Annotated in this window: 19 protein-coding genes; 15 read left to right on the plus strand and 4 right to left on the minus strand. The window is 53.9% G+C overall.

Annotated elements, in window-relative coordinates:
- Nucleotide 1: 1 nt before the first annotated feature.
- Together SERAS12_RS09650 and SERAS12_RS09655 are read right to left on the minus strand one after the other, a co-directional pair.
- A complete protein-coding gene (locus SERAS12_RS09650; protein ID WP_013812485.1) occupies nt 2-1,603 on the minus strand; it encodes a sensor histidine kinase in 1,602 nt (533 codons plus the stop codon).
- A gap of 123 nt (nt 1,604-1,726) precedes the next feature.
- Entirely contained in the window at nt 1,727-2,569 is an 843-nt protein-coding gene (locus SERAS12_RS09655) for a class I fructose-bisphosphate aldolase (protein WP_013812486.1), read from the minus strand.
- A gap of 534 nt (nt 2,570-3,103) precedes the next feature.
- Here SERAS12_RS09655 and SERAS12_RS09660 point away from each other — a divergent pair.
- The 5 genes from SERAS12_RS09660 to SERAS12_RS09680 all read left to right on the plus strand — a co-directional run bounded on the left by SERAS12_RS09660 (nt 3,104) and on the right by SERAS12_RS09680 (nt 9,945).
- Nucleotides 3,104-4,033 carry a sugar ABC transporter substrate-binding protein gene (locus SERAS12_RS09660; RefSeq protein ID WP_013812487.1) on the plus strand — a complete coding sequence of 310 codons (930 nt, stop codon included), beginning with the start codon at nt 3,104-3,106 and terminating at the stop codon, nt 4,031-4,033.
- 97 nt (nt 4,034-4,130) lie between these two features.
- Nucleotides 4,131-5,615 (plus strand): sugar ABC transporter ATP-binding protein, encoded by a 1,485-nt coding sequence (locus SERAS12_RS09665; RefSeq protein ID WP_013812488.1) that lies wholly within the window; start codon nt 4,131-4,133, stop codon nt 5,613-5,615.
- A gap of 17 nt (nt 5,616-5,632) precedes the next feature.
- Nucleotides 5,633-6,661, plus strand: a complete 1,029-nt coding sequence (locus SERAS12_RS09670; protein WP_013812489.1) for an ABC transporter permease — start codon at nt 5,633-5,635, stop codon at nt 6,659-6,661.
- Nucleotides 6,662-6,725: 64 nt separating this feature from the next.
- Nucleotides 6,726-7,646 (plus strand): sugar ABC transporter substrate-binding protein, encoded by a 921-nt coding sequence (locus SERAS12_RS09675; protein ID WP_013812490.1) that lies wholly within the window; start codon nt 6,726-6,728, stop codon nt 7,644-7,646.
- A gap of 196 nt (nt 7,647-7,842) precedes the next feature.
- Nucleotides 7,843-9,945: a right-handed parallel beta-helix repeat-containing protein gene (locus tag SERAS12_RS09680; protein ID WP_013812491.1), complete on the plus strand. Its 2,103-nt coding sequence runs from the start codon at nt 7,843-7,845 to the stop codon at nt 9,943-9,945.
- 55 nt (nt 9,946-10,000) lie between these two features.
- On the opposite strand, the gene SERAS12_RS09685 is transcribed toward SERAS12_RS09680, so the two are convergent.
- Entirely contained in the window at nt 10,001-10,816 is an 816-nt protein-coding gene (locus SERAS12_RS09685; RefSeq protein ID WP_013812492.1) for a MetQ/NlpA family lipoprotein, read from the minus strand.
- A gap of 275 nt (nt 10,817-11,091) precedes the next feature.
- On the opposite strand from SERAS12_RS09685, the gene SERAS12_RS09690 reads away from it, so the two are divergent.
- The 10 genes from SERAS12_RS09690 to SERAS12_RS09735 all read left to right on the plus strand — a co-directional run bounded on the left by SERAS12_RS09690 (nt 11,092) and on the right by SERAS12_RS09735 (nt 18,992).
- Nucleotides 11,092-11,622: a hypothetical protein gene (locus tag SERAS12_RS09690; RefSeq protein ID WP_013812493.1), complete on the plus strand. Its 531-nt coding sequence runs from the start codon at nt 11,092-11,094 to the stop codon at nt 11,620-11,622.
- Nucleotides 11,623-11,767: 145 nt separating this feature from the next.
- Complete coding sequence (locus tag SERAS12_RS09695; RefSeq protein ID WP_013812494.1) at nt 11,768-12,193, plus strand: universal stress protein; 426 nt, start codon at nt 11,768-11,770, stop codon at nt 12,191-12,193.
- Nucleotides 12,194-12,588: 395 nt separating this feature from the next.
- Nucleotides 12,589-13,707 carry a PfkB family carbohydrate kinase gene (locus SERAS12_RS09700; protein ID WP_041416049.1) on the plus strand — a complete coding sequence of 373 codons (1,119 nt, stop codon included), beginning with the start codon at nt 12,589-12,591 and terminating at the stop codon, nt 13,705-13,707.
- Nucleotides 13,704-14,642 (plus strand): pseudouridine-5'-phosphate glycosidase, encoded by a 939-nt coding sequence (locus SERAS12_RS09705; RefSeq protein ID WP_004943178.1) that lies wholly within the window; start codon nt 13,704-13,706, stop codon nt 14,640-14,642. Before SERAS12_RS09700 ends, SERAS12_RS09705 begins: the two co-directional genes overlap by 4 nt.
- A 184-nt stretch (nt 14,643-14,826) precedes the next feature.
- On the plus strand, nt 14,827-16,098 hold the full coding sequence (locus SERAS12_RS09710) for a NupC/NupG family nucleoside CNT transporter (RefSeq protein ID WP_013812496.1): 1,272 nt from the start codon (nt 14,827-14,829) through the stop codon (nt 16,096-16,098).
- On the plus strand, nt 16,095-16,568 hold the full coding sequence (locus SERAS12_RS09715; protein ID WP_013812497.1) for a DUF1097 domain-containing protein: 474 nt from the start codon (nt 16,095-16,097) through the stop codon (nt 16,566-16,568). Before SERAS12_RS09710 ends, SERAS12_RS09715 begins: the two co-directional genes overlap by 4 nt.
- A gap of 53 nt (nt 16,569-16,621) precedes the next feature.
- Nucleotides 16,622-16,936: a helix-turn-helix transcriptional regulator gene (locus SERAS12_RS09720; protein ID WP_013812498.1), complete on the plus strand. Its 315-nt coding sequence runs from the start codon at nt 16,622-16,624 to the stop codon at nt 16,934-16,936.
- Nucleotides 16,933-17,277, plus strand: coding sequence for an SRPBCC domain-containing protein (locus SERAS12_RS09725; RefSeq protein ID WP_013812499.1), 345 nt, complete (start codon nt 16,933-16,935; stop codon nt 17,275-17,277). The genes SERAS12_RS09720 and SERAS12_RS09725 overlap by 4 nt, the downstream gene beginning before the upstream one ends.
- 42 nt (nt 17,278-17,319) lie before the next feature.
- Nucleotides 17,320-17,913, plus strand: coding sequence for an ATP-dependent Clp protease proteolytic subunit (locus SERAS12_RS09730; protein WP_013812500.1), 594 nt, complete (start codon nt 17,320-17,322; stop codon nt 17,911-17,913).
- A 146-nt stretch (nt 17,914-18,059) separates the two neighbouring features.
- The gene (locus SERAS12_RS09735; protein WP_013812501.1) at nt 18,060-18,992 is read left to right on the plus strand and encodes a GGDEF domain-containing protein; all 933 of its coding nucleotides are present in this window, start codon (nt 18,060-18,062) and stop codon (nt 18,990-18,992) included.
- Between the two features lie 309 nt (nt 18,993-19,301).
- Here the strand turns inward: SERAS12_RS09735 and ychF are convergent, their stop codons facing one another.
- The gene (gene ychF, locus SERAS12_RS09740) at nt 19,302-20,393 is read right to left on the minus strand and encodes a redox-regulated ATPase YchF (protein WP_006324802.1); all 1,092 of its coding nucleotides are present in this window, start codon (nt 20,391-20,393) and stop codon (nt 19,302-19,304) included.
- Between the last annotated feature and the right edge of the window lie 103 nt (nt 20,394-20,496).

Here is a 20,496-nt window from a genome sequence, read left to right on the forward strand (position 1 = left end):
TTCAGTCCTTGGCCCGATAGGGGATATGCACAAAAAATTGGGTTAGTTCACCCGGTTCAGAGTCGAAATCAATACTGCCGCCCAGTTTTTCCAGGCTGCTGCGGATCAGCGCCAGCCCAATACCGCGCCCCGGTCCTTTAGTGGAAAAACCCTGTTCAAAAATACGCGCGCCGATAGCCGGATCGATACCGGGGCCGTCATCACTGACAATACAGTGTAAGTGATCCTCATTGTGATGGAAGCTCAGGTTGATCTCATGCCCTTCAACGCCGTCAATGGCGTCGATGGCGTTTTCAATCAGATTGCCCAGCACGCTGATCAGCACATGGGTGGTTTCTGCATCGTCGGTTTCCGGCAGCAGGCTGGCCTCATCAATGGTCAGCTCAATGCCGGCCTCATGGGCGCGGCTGATCTTGCCGATAAAAAAGCCCGCGACCTCCGGCGAGTGGATCTTGCGCAGCAGCGCGCCGATTTCTTCCTGATAGTTGCTGGCAGTATTGATGATGTAGTTTTCCAACTGCTGGTAAGCCTTCATATGCAACATGCCGAGGATCACGTGCAGCTTGTTCATAAACTCATGCGACTGCACGCGCAGCGCATCGGCGTAGTGCGCCATGCCGCTCAGGCGCTGCACCAACTGGCTGACCTCGGTTTTATCGCGGAAGGTGGCGATGGCGCCGATAACCTGGCCTTTGACGATCACCGGTACGGTATTGGTTAACAGTTCGCTGCCGTTAAAATTGATCTGCCGGTCGCGCAGCGGCTTGCCACTGGCCAGCACCTCCGCCAGATGCAACTGGGCCGGCCAATGTTTGCTGGCAGATTCCAGCAGCAAATTCTCAAGCGGCCCGCATTGACGCAGCAGCCGTTTGGCTTCGTCGTTGACGATGGTGATGCGAGACTGATTATCGACCGCAATCACGCCTTCTTTAATGGACTGCAGCATGGCGTTGCGTTGTTCGAACAGGTTGGAAATTTCGTAGGGTTCAAAGCCGAGCATGATGCGCTTCAGAGCCCTCACCAGGAAGAAGGTGCCGAGCGTGCCGACCAGCGCGGCGAAGGCGATGGTCCAGTAAATAATCCAGCGGCTTTCGCCGAGCACCCGGCGGACGGTATCCAGTGCGATGCCGAGCGACACCACGCCGATCTGCTGCCGCTGCGCGTCATAGACAGGAACAAAAACCCGTAATGATGGCCCCAGCGAGCCACGAGTGATGGCGCTATTGGTTTTGCCGTGCAGCGCCGGCTCCAGATCTTCGCCGATAAAATGCTGGCCGATGCGCCAGGGTTTGGGGTGTGAGTAACGGATGCCTTTCATATCGACCACCACCACGAACAGCAGCTCGTTCTGCTTACGCACCTGCTCGGCAAAACGCTGGATTTCGCCGCTGCGATCCTGACGTTCAAGACCCTCGACCACGGTAGAAGAGAGCGCCAGCGTATTGGCAATCGCCATGGCTTTTTGCTGTAACTGATCCTGCCCCTCTTGGTTCATCTGCACAAAAAACAGTGCGAACACCACCAGCAGCACCGAAGCGATAATGGCGGACACCATCAGCGTGAGTGTGGTGCTGAGCTTCAGTGGGATCCGTTGTTTGGGCATGGCGGCTCTCCGAATGGCGATATCAACGATTCTTGCGGGGAATAGGCTGCAGGGCAGTGACCGGCAGCAGGTTATAACATGCTGCCGCCGGGCGAGGGATTATTTTAGTTACAAAAGCCGTATTCAGGGCTGGTGGTAGATTTCCAGCGCCTGCTGGCCGCTGGCGCCCTGGTGGATGATCGCCATTAGCGCACTGACCACTTTTGACGGGTTGCTGTGCTGATAAACGTTACGGCCATACACCATGCCGGATGCGCCCTGCGCCATCAGTGCGGCGGATTTCTCCAGTACCGCGCCCAGTTCGCCTTTGCCGCCGCCGCGCACCAGCGTCGGGCAGCGAGCCGCTTCCACGATGCGGTGAAAATCTTCCACTCGCTCGGTCGGATCGGCCTTGATGATGTCGGCGCCCAGTTCTCGTGCCAGCCGTACCAGAGGCACCATTTTTTCCACATCGCCCAGCGAGCCGTAAGCGGCGCCCTGGCCGGGCGGGGCCATCACCAGCGGTTCGATCATCAGCGGCATGGCGTAGCGATCGCAGGCATGGCGCAGCCGGCCGATGTTTTCCACGCACTGGCGGAAAATGCCCGGCTCATCGGGGATCAGGTACAGGTTAACCACCACCGCTGCGGCATCCATTTGCAGCGCTGCGAGGATCGGGGCGTCCGGGTTATGCAGTACCGCCCACATTTCGCGGTGGCGGGCGGCGTTATAGGCATTGCCGACGTCGGTACGCATTACCAGCGCCGGTTTGTCGCGCTGCGGCGAGCGTTGCAGCAAATCCGCCTGGCCGTAGTTAACCTGAATGGCATCCGGCCGGGCGGCGATCAAGCTGCCCATGACCCGTTCGATATCCTCCAGGCCGATTAAAAAATCCGGTTCATTGGCGATGCCGTGGTCGATCGCCACATCGAGGCATTTGCCGTTATTAAACAGCCGGTTCATCCGTACCTTACTGCTGAGCTGCATGTCAGATCCTCCTGAAAATAGGGATATATCCAGTATCGCTGAGTAAGCATGAGCATGAAATGGGGAAACCGCAAACTGCGTGCTCGCTCGCACATTTGCTGAGAAACCGCCGTGCCATTTTTCATTGCTGTGGCCGTTAACTCCGGCAGAGCGCAGTAAAGGACGTGGCCGGTTGATGGCTTTTGCGTCATTTGTTAGATCCGTGTCATGTTTTTGTTACTTGGTCATTCCAAAACGCATGTTTCGCTTGTTTGAGTTAAAAAGTTTCAATAATCTCAATTATGAAATAAACATTTGATAATGGCGTGGCGACTTGAATTTACCGCCAAGGTGTATATTTCAATCTGTTGTTTTTATTCTATTTTGAGATATCGATCAAAATTTCACACACCGCCCGAATACGCAGAAAAAGCGGTAAATCTGCCGTATCAAAGGGATAACATCGACCGGATTGTTGTTTGAATGTAAAAAATATTTTTCATTAGCTGTCAAATCAACAGGCATCTTCATTCTAACGATTAAAGGGTACAGAACATGAAGCTGAAGAAACTGATCGTCACCTCGGTACTGATGTGCATGTTGCCGGCCAGCGTGTTGGCAAAAGACATCAAGATCGGCGTTTCAATGGCTTATTTCGATGACAACTTCCTCACCATCCTGCGCCAGTCAATGCAGAACAAAATGAAGGCGGACGGCAACGTCAGCGGTCAGTTTGAAGATGCCAAAGGGGATATTGCCCAGCAAATTCAACAGGTCGAAAACTTTGTCAGTCAGGGTGTCGACGCCATTATCCTCAACCCGGTCGATACCCAGGGCGTGAAACCGATGATCAAACTGGCGGAAAGCGCCAAGATCCCATTGGTGTTCGTTAACCGTCGCCCGGAAGTCACGCTGCCGGCGGGCATGGCCTACGTGGGCTCAGACTCCAAACTGGCCGGCAAACTGCAGATGGAAGAGTTGGCCAAGCTGATGAACGGCAAGGGCAACGTGATGATCCTGATGGGGGAACTGTCCAATGAAGCGACCCGCGACCGTACTCGCGGTGTGGAAGAGGTGGCGGCCAAATACCCCGACATCAAAATCCTCGACAAACAAACCGCCAAGTGGGGGCGTAAAGAAGCCGTCGACATTACCACCGACTGGGTGCTGACCGGTCAGAAGATTGATGCCATTGCCTCCAACAACGACGAAATGGCCATCGGCGCGATCCTGGCGCTGAAGCAGGCGAAGAAAACCGGCGTGCTGGTGGCCGGCGTTGACGGCACTCCGGACGCGCTGGAATTCATCAAGAAGGGCGATCTGGCGCTGAGCGTATTCCAGGACGCCAAAGGCCAGGGTGAGGGCGCGGTGCAAACCGCCATTCAACTGGTGAAAGGCGAGAAGGTGGAAAGCAGTGTGCTGATCCCTTACCAACTGATCACCAAGGCCAATTATCAGGAATTTGCCGACAAGAACAGAAAATAAGCGTTAAAGCAGCGCGGTTATATCCTTGGCCGTATTTACCCGGTACACGGGGGTAAATACGGCAGGGATGCATTGACGAACGGCGGAGGTTATCAGTATGTATCCTTATGTTCTTGAGGCTGAAGGCATCAGTAAGCAGTTTCCCGGCGTGAAGGCGCTGGACAAGGTCTCAATTAAAATCAAACCAGGCAGCGTACACGCGTTAATGGGGGAGAACGGCGCGGGAAAATCGACGCTGATGAAATGTTTAATCGGCATTTATCACCCCGATGAAGGCACCATTAAAATAAAAGGCGAGCCGGTGATCTTCAGCGACACGCTGCAGGCGCTGCATTCGGGTATTTCCATGATTCACCAGGAGCTTAACCTGGTGCCTTACATGACGGTGGCGGAAAACATCTGGCTAGGGCGTGAACCGGTGCGGCTTGGCTTCGTCAATCATGACGAGCTGAACAGGAAAACCCGCGATCTGCTGGCGCGGCTGAACATCAAGTTAAAACCGGAGACCCTGGTCGGCGAACTTAGCATCGCCAGCCAGCAAATGGTGGAGATCGCCAAGGCGGTTTCCTATAACGCAGACATTCTGATTATGGACGAGCCCACCTCGGCGCTGACCGAGAGCGAGGTCGGGCACCTTTTCGCCATCATTCGCGAGCTGCGCGAACAGGGCAAAGGCATTATTTATATCAGCCACAAGATGGACGAGATTTTTGCCATCACCGATGAGGTGAGTATTTTCCGCGACGGCACCTTTATCGCCTGCGATAAAACTGAAAACCTGACCAAGCAGTCGCTGATCACCATGATGGTGGGGCGCGAGCTGACCCAAATGTTTCCCAAGTTCAACAACAATATCGGCGAGGAAGTGTTGCGGGTCGAAGGGCTGCGGCGTTCGGACTGGTTCCACGATGTTTCGTTCAGCGTTAAACGCGGCGAGATCCTCGGCGTTGCCGGGCTGGTGGGCGCAGGCCGCAGCGAGGTGATGGAAAGCTTGTTCGGCATGCACCCGGCGGACGGTGGCAACATCTTTATCGAGGGTAAGGCGGCAAAGGTTGATTCCCCCTCAAAGGCCATCGAGCTGGGGCTGGCTTTTCTTACCGAAGATCGCAAAAAGTCCGGGTTGTTTCTGGTGCTGTCGGTGGTCGAGAACATGAGTATCGTCAACCTGTCGGAATACATCGGCAAGAACGGGTTTGTCAGCCATGTGCAAATGGCTAAAGACTGCATGGAGCAGATCAAAAAGCTCAACATCAAAACCCCGACCATGGATCAAATCATCAATAACCTGAGCGGCGGTAATCAGCAGAAGGTGCTTATCGCCCGCTGGTTGCTGGCGCAGCCGAAAATACTGATTCTCGACGAGCCCACGCGCGGTATCGACGTAGGGGCGAAAGCGGAAATTTATCGCCTGATCAGCGAGCTGGCGAACCGTGGCGTCGCCATTATTTTGGTGTCCTCGGAATTGCCGGAGATCCTCGGCATGAGCGACCGAGTGATGGTCATGCACGGTGGCCGTATTACCGGCATTTTGGATAAAGAAGAAGCGGATCAGGAAAAAATCCTGGCGCTGGCCTCTGAATAACGCAAAGGTGAACCACCATGAGTAATGTAAAAATCGAGAAGCCGCTTGCGGGTAAAGCGCCACTGTTCTCTGGCCTGAGCGGCAAAATGCCGAAAGATACCGGCATCTTTATCGTGATGCTCGGTATCGCGCTGATATTCGAAATTCTCGGCTGGTATATCCGCGATCAGTCATTCCTGATGAACCCCAACCGGCTGTTGCTGATCGTGCTGCAGGTGGCGATTATCGGCATCATCGCCGTCGGCGTTACCCAGGTCATTATCACCACCGGCATCGATCTTTCATCCGGCTCGCTGATTGCGCTGACGGCGGTGGTGGCGGCCAGCCTGGCGCAAACCTCCGACAGCATTTCACCGATGTACCCGGCACTGCTCGATTTACCTGCGGCGATCCCGATCGGCGCGGGGATAGGGGTGGGCATCGTTTGCGGTTTCATCAACGGTTTTCTGATTACTCGCACCGGCATTCCGCCTTTTATCGCCACTCTGGGCATGATGGTGTCGGCGCGAGGTCTGGCGCAGTATTACACCCAGGGTAACCCGGTCAGCTTCCTGTCCGACGGCTTTACCTCGATCGGCCAGGGTGCGATGCCGGTGATCATCTTCCTGGTGATTGCGGTGATTTTCCATATCGCGCTGAAACATACCCGTTACGGCAAGTATATCTACGCCATCGGCGGCAACATGACCTCGGCTCGGGTATCCGGTATCAACGTCAATAAATACCTGGTGACGGTGTATACCATCGCCGGCGGTCTGGCGGGGTTGGCGGGCGTGGTGCTGGCGGCACGCGTCAGCAGCGGCCAGTCGAGCATGGGGATGTCTTACGAACTGGACGCCATCGCCGCGGCGGTGATTGGCGGCAGCAGCCTGATGGGCGGCGTCGGGCGCATTACCGGCACGTTGATCGGCGCGGTGATCCTCGGGCTGATTAAAAGCGGCTTCACCTTTATCGGTGTGGACTCCTACATTCAGGACATTATCAAAGGCGTGATTATCGTCGCTGCCGTGTCTATCGACATGCACCGTAACCGCAAGAAACACTGATTGCCGTGAATTTCCGCCGGAGCAGCCTGGCCGGCGGTATTTTTTTTATCTCTGGGGAATCACCATGAAATACTTAAAAAAAATCGTGCTGGTGGCGGCGCTCAGCTGTTCCACCTCGGCGCTGGCGGAAACCATCGGCGTGTCGATGGCCTATTTTGACCAGAACTTCCTGACCATAATCCGCCACTCGATAGACAAAGAAGCCAAGGCACGCGGTATCACCGTGCAGTTCGAAGACGCACGCGGCGACGTTGGCCGCCAGACCGATCAGGTGCAGAGCTTTATCAGTGCCGGCGTGGACGCGATTATTGTCGATCCGGTTAATTCGGCGGGTACGCCGGCCATCACCAAACTGGTGACCAAGGCGGGCATTCCGTTGGTGTACGTGAACCGCACGCCGGGCGACAGCAAGTTGCCTTCCGGCGTGGTGTTTGTCGGTTCCGACGAGAAAGAGTCCGGCACCCTGCAAATGGAAGAATTGGCGCGCCTGGCGAACTACAAGGGCAATGTCGCGATCATGATCGGTAACCTGACCGATGCCGGTGCGCTGCAACGTACCAAAGACGTGGAGCAGGTGGTCGCGAAGTACCCGAACATGAAGGTCGTGCAAAAGCAAAGTGCCAACTACTCGCGTAGCGAAGGCATGGATTTGATGATGAACTGGGTCACTAACGGCGAACCTATCGATATTATCGCCGCCAATAACGACGAAATGGCGATTGGCGCGATCATGGCGTTGCAGCAGGCCGGCAAGCGTGACAGCAAGGTGCTGATCGGCGGCATCGACGCCACCCCGGACGGCCTGAAGGCGCTGTCTTCCGGCAAGATGCAGGTGACGGTATTCCAGGACGCCGTTGGCCAGGGCAAAGCCTCGGTCGACGTAGCGCAGCGGATGATCAAAGGCGAAAAACTGGAGCCGTATTATTGGATCCCGTTTGAACTGGTGACGCCGGCCACTATGCAAAAATTCGCGGCGAAGCAGTGACGGCGTAGCCATCCAAAGCCTTTTCCAGATTCCTTGGCAGGGGCGCTGCGTATTGCGCCTGCCCTGATTTTATCATCAACCTCGGGAGCTGCTTGCAGCTCCTTTTTTGTTGTGTCATCGATGGGGAGATTTCGCTGATGACTGTGTTTATATACAGTTATTGAGTGGCAATAGTGCCACCGCGAGGAGACACATCATGACTGACACCTGTATCGATATTATTGCGTTGGGCCAACAAACGGCACCCACCGGATCGCTGATGAAAGTTGCTGCTTTCAAAGCAGGTCTGCTAGGTAAACAAATCCGGGGCACTTTGGGTGGCGGCACCTTTGTCGCTGTTCCTGCCGCCGGCATTACGCCTGACGGTTGCATTTATGTGGCGCAACCGGCTAGCTCACCCTACTGCTGGATGCGGGTGCTGGACGCCGACTCGGTGTTGAATCCGGAAATGTTCGGTGCCGTGGGCGATGGCCTCAACAATGATTATCCCGCACTGAAGCAGCTGTTCAGCTATGCCAACAGCGTCGCTTCCGCACAATCGCCGCAGAAGATGGTGCTGGGAGGACATTACCGTCTGGCGGATGTGGTTGAACAGAATCAGACAACGCCGTTTGAACCCTTGGATGCGCCGGGTTTCACCACGATTGGCGGCGGCGGACAACTCTATCTGGACAACAATAAAACCACATTGACCATGGTGCAGTTTGTCAATAAAACCGACTTTACGTTTGGCGATCTGACGCTGACCCGCAAGGGCAGCGATCCGACCCGTCTGTGGTCGAAACAGGCCACCGCGCTGTTCGTTGACGGCGGCCAACGCTTCCGTTTGCACGATCTTGATCTGTTTATGCATACCGATGCGATCAGCATCAGACAGTCGGAAAGCTTCGAGGTGGTCAGCAATAAATGCCATGAGTTGGGTGAAGAGGGCATTGCGGTGCGCGGTAGCCGCCGTTGGGTGCTGCGCGACAATGAGATCTACCACCATAACGGTGACGGTATTTTACTGAAGACCTCTTCGACCAGCAGTTTTGACGGCAAGATCCTCAATAACCGCCTGTACGATGCGATTGGCGCACCCGATACTGCACAGGGGCATCGCGGTGGTGGCATTACTCTCAATGACGAAAATGGCGGTTCTACCACCTTCTTCCGCAATTTGCTGGTGCAGGGCAACTCGCTGACCAACCTTTCCTACGGTATCGCCTTCACCAATATTGAAGACTGGGAGGTGGCGGATAACTTTGTCGATACTCTCGATCGCTTCGGTATCATCGTGGACAGCGAATTGAGCAATAACCCACAGAAAAACCCGATCAAACGCAGCAAGTGCGTGGGCAATACCGTGCGCAATACGGTACAGAACGGCATCAGCTTCACCACGCTGAATGAGATTCTCGTGCAATACACGTTGATTGCCGATAATCAGGTGGATACCTGCGGTACCAGCCCGGCGGCGGAATACCCCGGTATCTCCGCCACTGGCGCTACCATTACCGGCAACCGTGTACTGAACTGCAAGGTTGGCCTTTCCGCCAGCGGCTGCGTCACCAGCGGCAATTTCTTTGAAGGCTCTACCTTCACCAGTGCCGGTTCCGGCAGCAATTATATCAAGCTGGCCGCGGGGGGCAGCTTTGTCGGCAATCGGGTAACGGACAGCAATCAGGGCCATATTCGTCTGTCCGATCCCGGCAGCTTTGTGTTCGCCGATAATATTGTGCAGCTCAGTTCTTCCTTTGCCGGGCTGTATCTGATCGGCAGTGACTACGGCCCTAACACCGTCATTGGCAAAAACGTGTTTGATACCGCTTTTACGGCAGTAACCAAGTTCCAGATTGGCATCACCAGTATCCGCCGGATACAGATGGACGCGTCCGCTTACGGGCGCAGGGAGTTTCGTTACGACAGCCAACCGCCAACGGGTATTGATGTTCGGGTGGGCGATGAGGTGTATAACTTCAATGCTGTGCAGGGGCAGCCGCGCAAGTTCAGTTGCGTATCTGTGGGGGAAGATCCGGTGTGGGTCGGTGGCGATTTTGTCGATCTGCTCGTCTCGTCCTTGCCTCAGGATGTGACTCTGGCACCGGGAGCAAGCCTGGATATCGATGCGCAGCTGGCGGCGGTGCAGCCCACGTTTGTCGCTAACGGAGTGAAGTTTAACCAGAGCCCGAAAAAAGTGAAAAGTACGGTTTGTGTCAGTGAGGCGGGCACGGTGACCTTCACGCTGACCAACCCGACGTCCAGTGCGGTAACGCTGCCGGGGCTGAAGCTAACTACGCGGTGTAATAACGGTAACTGATACGAAGGGCGCTGCTAATGCAGCGCCCTGGTTGGCTCTGGCGTTATAAAGGGCGTTACCAGCCTTTCACCGCGTCGCCCTTGTAGATGTCGGCCGCGCTGGCGGCCACTTCATCGGTCTGGTAGGCCTTGACCAAATCCTTCACGTTTTCGCTATCTTTGTTATCGATGCGGGTGGCGAAGATATTGACGTAAGGCGAGTTTTTATCTTCGACAAACAGACCGTCCCTGGCCGGTGACAGGCCTATCTGGCTGGCGTAGTTGGTATTGATAATCGCCAGCGCTACCTGTTTATCGTCCAGCGCGCGCGGCAACTGTGGCGCTTCGATTTCGACGATTTTCAATTTCTTCGGGTTACCGACGATATCCAACGCGGTAGGCAGCAAGCCGACGCCGTCCTTCAGAACGATCAGCCCCTGTTTTTGCAACAGCAGCAGCGAGCGGCCGAGATTGGTGGGATCGTTCGGCACGGCGATCTGCGCGCCGTCCGGCAGTTGGCTAAGCGAGGCGATTTTTTTCGAATAACCGGCTATCGGGTAAACGAAGGTGTTGCCCACCGCGACCAGTTTGTAGCCGCGTTCCTGAATTTGTTTGTCCAGGTAAGGCCGGTGCTGGAAGGCATTAATATCCAGGTCGCCGTTGTTCAATGCCTCGTTGGGCAGTACGTAATCATTGAACGTTACCACTTCCACATCCAGGTTGTACTTCTGTTTGGCGACCTTCTGTACCACTGCCCACATCGATTGATCGATACCTGAACTGATGCCGACCTTAATATGGTGGCTGTCTTGATCCGCCGGCCCGCAGGCGGTGAGCAGAAGGGTGCCGGCTACCGCCAGCGTTGCGGCGAGCTTTTTTAGCGTAAATGTCATTTTCCCAGAGTCCTTGTCAAAATAGCCTGCTGGTTATTGCAGGATAAGCAGTGATGATGACTCTAAGTAAACGTCAGGATAAAACAAAAGACGGATTCACTATGATTAATAGCGATTTGCTATGAGCAAGCCCAGGTATCGCCGATCGTGAAATAACGGGAATAGGATTGCTCTGTTTGTGCCCTTGGTCTCCGGTTTGTTTTGACTGCGGATCCACCGGGTTATTATGATGTTCGCAGGCCCGGCAGGGGCAGAATTCACGAAAGGAAAATACAATGCGATTTAACATCTGGAGCAAGGCGCTGCTGCCGCTGGTGGTGTTGGCCTGCGTATCGACGGTGCAGGTACAAGCGGCGGATCAGAGCCAGCAGGCGACAGTTGAGCCCATCCCCAAAACGCTGTTGGGCAACTGGCATGTCAGCAAGATTTTGCCGACGCAAACCGTGGGCTGCTGGGACGAAAAGCAGGCAAACAGCCTGGTCGGCGGCAAAATCAGTTATAAGGCCGACGGCTTCAGCTGGAACGGCACCGCGCTGAAAAATCAGGGCGCTACCCTCAGCACGGTCGAAGCGCAGGAATTTGTCGAGGACAATTCCGGCAGCAGTTCCTACATTGATTTCCCGATGCTGGGCATCAGCACGCCTTCGGTTGAGCGGGTGACAATCCAGCACGCCGACACCGAGATTAAAGGCATCACCGATCAAGGCACCGAAGGCGTACCCGGCGATAACGTGCTGGTGAAAGACGCCAACACGCTGATTCTGTCGGTTTGCAATGTGTGGTTTGAAGTGCAGCGCGTGCGTTGATCCCCTCAGGCCCCGGCAGCGGGGCCATTCCCGCCAATATCCCCGTTCGATCGCTGCGTTTCTGAACTAAAATTAACCATAACGATATAGCCCTGATGGGATATCGGAGCCTCGGCTCTCTACCGAGTCCATGACAGGAGGCGCTATGTGTTATCAACATATTTTAATTACCACCGATCTGAGCGATGACGGCAAACGGCTGGTTGAAAAAGGCGCGTTGCTGGCCGCTGCGCTGAAGGCCAAACTCTCCCTGATCTACGTGGACGTTCATTACGATACCTATCACGCAGCGATTGGTTTCTCGGAGAGAAGCTACGACGGCGTGTCTTTCGCCGACAAGATCAAGAAAGAGATGGAACCGATGACCCAAAATGTGAATTACCCGATCCACGAGGTGATTATCGGGCGCGGGGATTTTATTGAACAATTGCAGAACGCGGTAGTGGATAAAGGGATAGATCTGGCGATCTTCGGTCACCATCACGACCTGTGGAACAACCTGTTTTCATCGACCCGCCATGCCATCAATCAGCTGAACGTCGACGTGCTGGTGATCCCGATTAAACAGTAATGCATAAACAAACCGCGCGGCTGCGCGGTTTGTCGCCTTCAGACGACCAAACCTCTCAGGATAAATGCGTGAAAGGTCTCTTTCTGCCGTCAAGCGGAACAAAGGGCGTTCGTCTCAAAACGATAAAAATTAGGTAACCCAACAAAAGTTAGCTTTTGAGAGGAATGCGGTTACCCGTTTGTTTTTACGAGATTATTGTAAGAATAAAATGCTTCATCATACCTAATGGTTATTTTTGACTGAGTTAAACGCCAATAGCAGATTTTATGATGTGACGTAAATCGCAAAAATCACGCTGAAACCTTATTCATCGGTATTACGATCGCCTTCCCAAATTCGATGGGAATATATAAAAGCCGCTTTACTGAATGTTAAGGCCGTTATAAAACAAACGCATGTTTAAAAACAAACAAGTGTCCAATATGACGAGCAGAGAAAAACAGATATTGCAGCTTCTGAGACGCGATCCTTTGATCCCACAGCAGGAAATTGCCGATGTTTTAGGTATTAGCCGCTCTGGTGTTGCAGGACATATTATGAATTTAATGAATAAAGGATATATAAAAGGAAAGGGCTACATATTATCGGAGCACAGCTACGTGGTTACCGTAGGTTCAACCAATATGGATGTCTGCGGTTATTCCTCGTCAAAATTAGTGTATGAAGACTCTAACCCCGGAAAAATAAAATGTACCCCCGGCGGCGTCGGCAGAAATATTGCACAGAATGTCGCTTTGCTAGGCCGTGAATGTCACCTTATTTCCGTCGTCGGCGACGATTTTTATGGTGAAACGCTCTTGGAGCAGGCAAAGCTGGCGGGGGTGCATATCGACAGTTTCCACAAGCTGCATGGTGAAAATACGTCGACCTATGTCTCGTTGCTCGATGCCGGCGGTGAAATGCTGGTGGCCATTAATGATATGCGGATCCTTGAGAAGCTGACGCCGGCATTATTAGCGACGTCCAAAGACCTTATTCAGCATGCGGGCGTGCTGGTGGTTGACTGCAACCTCACCGAGGAGGCGCTGGCCTGGTTATTCGGCCATTGCGGCAGCGTACCGATCTTTGTCGATACCGTCTCGGCGTTTAAAGCGCCAAAAATCCGCAGCTGGCTCTCGCATATTCATACCTTAAAACCCAATCGACTCGAGGCCGAAATCCTCAGCGGCATGACGATTGGCGGGCCGCAGGATGCGCAACCGGTCGCTCAATGGTTCCATCAGCAGGGCGTACAGCGGCTGGCGCTCAGCATGGGGGCTGAAGGCGTTTATTACAGCGAGGTCGACGGGCAAAACGGCTGGTCACGGCCGCTGATGGTCGACGTGGTTAATGTGACCGGTGCCGGCGATGCCATGATGGCGGGGCTGGCCCACTGTTGGCTGGAGGACATGACGCTGGCGGACAGCGTCCGCTTCGCTCAGGGCTGCTCTGCGTTAACGCTTTTATCTGAATTTACCAATAACCCTAATCTGTCGAATGGCAGTGTCCAAAAACTGTTGGAGCTTCAATCATGAAAACGACCCTTATCACCCATGACTACCTGGATATTTCAGCGGAAGTGGCCGAAGCCCTGGCCAATAAGCGCCCGGTTGTCGCTCTGGAATCCACCATTATCTCCCATGGCATGCCGTATCCGCAGAACGCGCAAACCGCGTTGGAGGTTGAGCAAAAAATCCGTGATAACGGCGCAGTGCCCGCCACGATCGCCATTATAAATGGCCGCATGAAAGCGGGATTAACGCGTGCTGAAATTGAGCTGCTGGGCAAAGAAGGCCATAACGTGGCGAAGGTGAGCCGCCGCGATCTGCCGTTTATCGTCGCCGCCGGCAAGCACGGCGCCACGACCGTGGCCTCCACCATGATTATCGCCGAGATGGCGGGGATCCACGTATTTGCCACCGGCGGTATCGGCGGGGTTCACCGCGGCGCCGAACAGACTTTTGATATCTCAGCGGATCTGCAGGAACTGGCGCGAACCAATGTCGCGGTGATCTGCGCCGGCGCCAAGTCTATTTTGGATTTAGGGCTGACTACCGAATATCTCGAGACGCACGGCGTGCCGCTGATTGGCTACCGGACGCAAACGCTGCCGGCATTCTTTTGCCGCACCAGCCCTTTCTCGGTGAGCATCCGGTTGGATGAACCGGCGGAAATTGCGCGAGCAATGGCGACAAAATGGCAGACTGGCCTGGGCGGCGGCATGGTTATCGCCAACCCTATTCCGGCGCAGTATGCGGTGCCGGAAGACAAAATTAATGCCGCCATCGAGCAGGCGGTGCAAGAATCCGTTGAGCAGGGCGTACATGGCAAAGACAGCACGCCATTTTTACTGGCGCGCGTAGCCGAGTTGACCGGCGGCGATAGCCTGAACGCCAATATTCAATTGGTGTTCAATAACGCCAAACTGGCGGCGCAGATCGCCTGTTGCTACCAGCAGGCTGCGGCATAAGAGTTCGCCGTTTCTTAAGTTTTATCCGGTAAATAAATCAATAAAAAAGCCAGCCTGAAAGGTGGCGGGGCACGCTTTGTCTCGCACGCCTTTCAGGTATCGACCTGTCTATATCCTTTGACGTTCAAGTTGCCGCCAATAGCGCTGCAGTTTGAATGACGAGGGGTAAATTAAGGATGGATTTATGGACTTATTACGCAGCTTGTTGGGTATCTGTATTCTTCTCCTTATCGCTTTTATTTTTTCCAATAACCGAAAGAAAATAAGTTTAAGAACAGTGGGCGCGGCGTTACTTCTGCAGATAGTGCTTGGTGCCATTATGCTTTATATCCCGGCGGGGAAATGGCTGGTTAATACGATAGCCAGCGGCGTTAATAAAGTGATTTCTTACAGTGATGCAGGAAGTACCTTTATTTTTGGCGGATTGGTGGGGCCAAAAATGAACGTTTTATTCGATGGCGCCGGGTTTGTTTTCGCCTTCCATGTGCTTCCTGCCATCATATTTATTACCTCACTGATCTCGATTCTTTATTACCTCGGCGTGATGGGGTGGGTGATCAACCTATTGGGCTATGTTTTTCAGAAAATGCTGCGGGTCAGCAAGGTGGAGGCTTTTGCCGCCGTAACCACCATCTTTCTGGGGCAAAACGAACTGCCGGCGGTGTTAAAGCCTTTCATCAACAAGATGAACCGCAACGAGCTATTCACGGTGATTTGCAGCGGAATGGCATCGATAGCCGGTTCGATGTTGGTCGGCTATGCCGGGCTGGGCGTGCCCATCGAATATTTGCTGGCGGCTTCGTTGATGGCGATCCCCGGCGGGATATTGTTTGCGCGCATGCTGAGCCCGGCCACTGAAGCTTCGCAGGTGGTGTTTAGCCAGATGTCGTTCAGTGACAAACGCCCGGCGAGCATTATTGAGGCGGCGGCGAGCGGTGCCATGCTGGGGCTGAAAATTGCGGTTGGTGTTGCCACCGTGGTGATGGCGTTTGTGGCGTTGATTGCCCTGATCAATGGCCTTATCGGTGGCGTGGGCGGTTTGTTGGGCTGGCAGAGCCTGAGCCTGGAAAGCCTGTTCGGCTATTTGTTCTCGCCGCTGGCTTACATTATGGGCGTGAACTGGGATAACTCGGGATTGGTCGGCGGGTTGATTGGCCAAAAATTGGCGATCAACGAGTTCGCCGCTTACCTGAACTTCTCGGCGCATCTCAAGGATACGGCGGCAGCGCTGGATCCCAAAACCATCGCTGTGATTTCCTTTGCCCTGTGCGGGTTCGCCAACTTTGGTTCGATCGCCGTAGTGGTGGGAGCATTCAGCGCGGTTGCGCCGGAGCGTGCTTCGGATATCGCCCGTTTAGGGATGCGCGCCTTGTTGGCGGCGACGCTGTCCAACCTGATGAGCGCCACCATCGCCGGGTTGTTTATCGGCCTGGGCGCGTTGACGATAGCGTCATGAGCAATACCAGACGCTTGCTCAGCCTGGCGCTAAGCACCGGGGTTTTATCAGGTTGCTGGGCCTGGATGGCCGGGCAACTTCAGCTTGCGGGCTGGATAGGGTTTTTAGGCTGCACGACCTATTTCGCCATCCCGCATAAAGGCCCGGCCGGTTTGCTGCGTGGCATGGTGGCCAACATCAGCGGCGTGCTGTGGGCAGCCGGCGCCATCCTGTTAACGACCTCGGCGGGCGCAGTGTACGGCGGCATTCTGACCGGCCTGATTTCGTTTGCCCTGTGCGCGCAGTCCCGCTTACCGCTGCTGGGTTTTGTGCCTGGCAGTTTTATTGGCGCTTGTGCCATGTTTGGGGCGTCGACCGACGGGCTGGCGGTGATTGAAGCGTTATGCCTGGGCGGCGTGATGGGGTATTTGATGCAAGCGGGCGGCCTGTGGCTGGCAAATTTTCGACGGCCTTCGAAGACGCGTCGATAAGAATTTCGTGCTGTAAACTTGCGCATTAGATAAGTGAGTACTAATGTGTAGTCATGAATGAAAATGAGATCTTCAAAGCGCTGGCGGATCCCACCCGTCGCGCCATCTTCGAAAAGCTGGCGATTGGCAGCATGAATGCCAGTGCGCTGCGCGAAGGCATGCAAATCAGCCAATCGGCCATGTCCCAACACCTGGCGGTGCTGCGCAATGCCGGGCTGGTGTGCGAAGAGCGGCAAGGGCGTTTCGTCAATTACGAAGTCGATCCCCAGGGTCTGGCGCTGATCGCCCGTTGGCTGGATAAATACCGTGCCTTCTGGCCGGCGCAGATAGACAAGTTGAACCTTTTGCTCAAGGACATGGACCAATGAACGACACCGGCTGCGAAACACGGGGCGAGCCTTTGGTTCTCGAATACCGGCTCGACGCACCGCCGGAGAAAGTCTGGCGGGCGATCGGCATCCCTGAGTTGCGTGAACAATGGTTGCCACAACAGGTTTTGGTCGATGCCGAGCCTGTAGTTTCGATACCGGGTGAGGAAATCCGCTATCGGATGCGCGATGACGAACCGCCATTCCTCGAAAGCACGGTAACATTGCAAATCCGGCCCGGCGCCGATGGCGGCTGCCTGTTGCGCATTATCCATCGATTGGACGACGCACGCCTGACGGCAGCCAACGACAGCGGCCAACCCCTTATGCGCGCCGCCTGACCCCTTCATTCATCAACTGTATCTGCAAAACGGAGTTCACCTATGCGTGAAGCGATGCTGCTCGTCCCGACGGTGGTAGAACAATCCAGCCAGGGGGAAAGGTCCTTTGATATTTACTCGCGGTTGTTGCGCGATCGCATCATCTTTCTGAATGGCGAAGTCAACGACGCCATCGCTGAATTGGTCTGTGCGCAGTTGCTGTTCCTCGAGGCGGAGAACCCGGAAAAACCCATGCATCTCTACATCAACTCACCCGGCGGTGCCATTACCAGCGGCTTCGCCATTTATGACACCATGCGATTCATCAATGCGCAGGTGCATACGCTGTGCATGGGAACCGCCCGCTCTATGGGGTCGTTTCTGCTGATGGCGGGGGAGCCGGGCCACCGCGCGGCATTACCCAATGCCAGCCTGCATGTTCATCAGCCGTTGGGCGGCTTTCAGGGCCAGGCATCGGACATTTTTATTCATGCCGAAGAGATGCGGCGCACCAAGGAGCGGGTGGTCCGGCTGTATGCCGAACATTGCGGCCACAGCGCTGAAGAGGTTGAACACGTGCTGGATCGCGACCGTTTTATGACGGCCGACGAGGCGGTTGAGTGGGGGCTGGTGGATCGGGTGCTGGTGCGGCGGTAGCCGGGGTGAGGGAAAACATAAAAAAACCATTGTCTTTTTCCAACGGCTAAACTTATAGATGAAGCAATGTTAATTAACTGTACTATCTAGATGTTATATCCTTTAAAAACAGCGATTCTCTATTCAATCCTACTGACGGAATTTGCATGAAGATTGAAATTCTTAAACAGGCAGTTATGGATTCGCGAGATGGCATCACCATCTCCGATAATTGCGTTGACGATAATCCGCTGATTTTTGTAAATCCAGCTTTTGAGCGCATGACCGGTTACTCGTTTGAAGAAATCACCAACATTAACTGCCGATACCTGCAAAAAAACGATCGAGAACAGCCTGAACTTGAAATTGTTCACAACGCCATTAAAACAGGAGAGTACTGCCTGGTAACCTTGCGAAATTACCGTAAGGATGGAACGATGTTTTGGAATGAGTTAAGCATATCTCCAATTCATGATGAAAATGGCGTTGTAACCAATTTTTTAGGTATACAAAAAGATGTAACACCTCGGATGATAATACAGCAGCAACTTCGTGAGGAGCATCAGTCCCTCGAGGAAATGAAGGCGCACTTCGAACAACTATCCATAAAAGATGGACTGACAGGTATTTATAATCGTCGTTTTTTTGATACGCAGTTCGAGATTCAATGCAAAATTGCCTGCCGCAACAGCGAATCATTAACTCTTGCCATGATTGATGTTGATAACTTCAAGTCATTCAATGATATTTATGGACATCCAGCTGGCGACGAAGCATTAATACGTGTCGCTGATAGTTTGAATAAGTTTTTCCAGCGAGGCTCTGATTTTGCAGCCAGGTATGGCGGCGAAGAATTTGTAATTATTTCCAACGGCATGACAAAAGGCCAATCAGCTCGACACGCCGAAATTCTATGTCAATTAGTGCGAGATTTGAGAATACCGCACTCCGCTTCCAGCACAGGATATTTAACGATAAGCGTTGGTTTTTCAGTACATAAATTTAGTCCACTGCAGCCGCATAACGTACTACTGGCCCGAGCCGATAAAGCCCTCTACATAGCTAAAAAACGGGGTAAAAACCAATTTTGTACTCTTTAGATTCTGTACGAAGTTCTGGAGAAAATGGTTTTTCAACATTATGTCGCGCCCTAAATGCCTGTTCTAATCGTCAGCATAATTCATTACTGATCTTAATTTAGCAACCGTAGTAGTACGCCATCTTCGCTTTGAGCCGAATCTTCCGCTCTAAAACCCCAGTAAACTCATCGGTGTACTCAATTTTAGCTGCGCTCCTACGACATTACCTGAGACACTATAAAATGAAAAATCCACGCAATTGCGTGGATTTTATAGGTTTTTGTGATTTTCATGAGATTCAATGAAACCTCATGAGGCAACAAAATTTATTTAAACGTTGAACAAGAAGTTCATCACGTCGCCATCTTTGACGATGTAGTCTTTGCCTTCCGAACGCATCTTGCCGGCTTCTTTGGCGCCTTGCTCACCCTTGTAGGTGATGAAGTCCTCAAACGCGATGGTTTGAGCGCGGATAAAGCCTTTCTCGAAGTCGGTGTGGATCTTGCCGGCCGCTTGCGGGGCGGTAGCGCCCACCGGGATGGTCCAGGCACGCACTTCTTTTACGCCGGCGGTGAAGTAGGTTTGCAGGTTCAGCAACTCGTAACCGGCGCGGATCACGCGGTTCAGACCCGGCTCTTCCAGGCCCAGTTCGGCCATGAACTCGGCGCGGTCTTCGTCTTCCAGCTCGGCGATGTCGGATTCCACGGCGGCGCACACGGCAACCACTACGGAGCCTTCGGCTGCGGCGATTTCACGCACTTTGTCCAGGTACGGGTTGTTCTCGTAACCGTCTTCGTTGACGTTGGCGATGTACATGGTCGGTTTCAGCGTCAGGAAGCTCAGGTAGCGGATGGCCGCTTTGTCTTCTTCGGTCAGGTCCAACGCGCGCAACATACCGGCGTTTTCCAGCTGCGGCAGGCATTTTTCCAGCGCGGCCAGTTCGGCTTTCGCGTCTTTATCGCCGCCTTTGGCTTTCTTCTGCACGCGGTGAATGGCGCGTTCGCAGGTGTCGAGATCCGACAGCGCCAGTTCGGTGTTGATGACTTCGATATCGTCAGCCGGATCAACCTTGTTATTCACATGGATGATGTTGTCGTTTTCGAAGCAGCGTACCACGTGGCCGATAGCTTCGGTTTCACGGATGTTGGTCAGGAACTGGTTGCCCAGGCCTTCGCCTTTGGATGCGCCCTTCACCAGGCCGGCAATGTCGACGAATTCCATGGTGGTTGGCAGGATGCGCTGAGGCTTGACGATCTCGGCCAGCTTGTCCAGACGCGGATCGGGCATCGGCACCACACCGGTATTAGGTTCAATGGTACAGAACGGGAAGTTGGCTGCTTCGATACCCGCTTTGGTCAACGCGTTGAACAGGGTGGATTTACCTACGTTAGGCAGGCCGACGATACCGCATTTGAATCCCATGTTGTTATCACCTTAAATATCTTGACTATCAGCTGGTTAGAGTTAACCCGCTGCATAAATGGCAGAATAATGCGGCCATTATACACGTAATGGGCGTTTTTCT

This window comes from Serratia sp. AS12 (assembly GCF_000214195.1).
Taxonomy (GTDB): Bacteria; Pseudomonadota; Gammaproteobacteria; order Enterobacterales; family Enterobacteriaceae; genus Serratia; species Serratia plymuthica.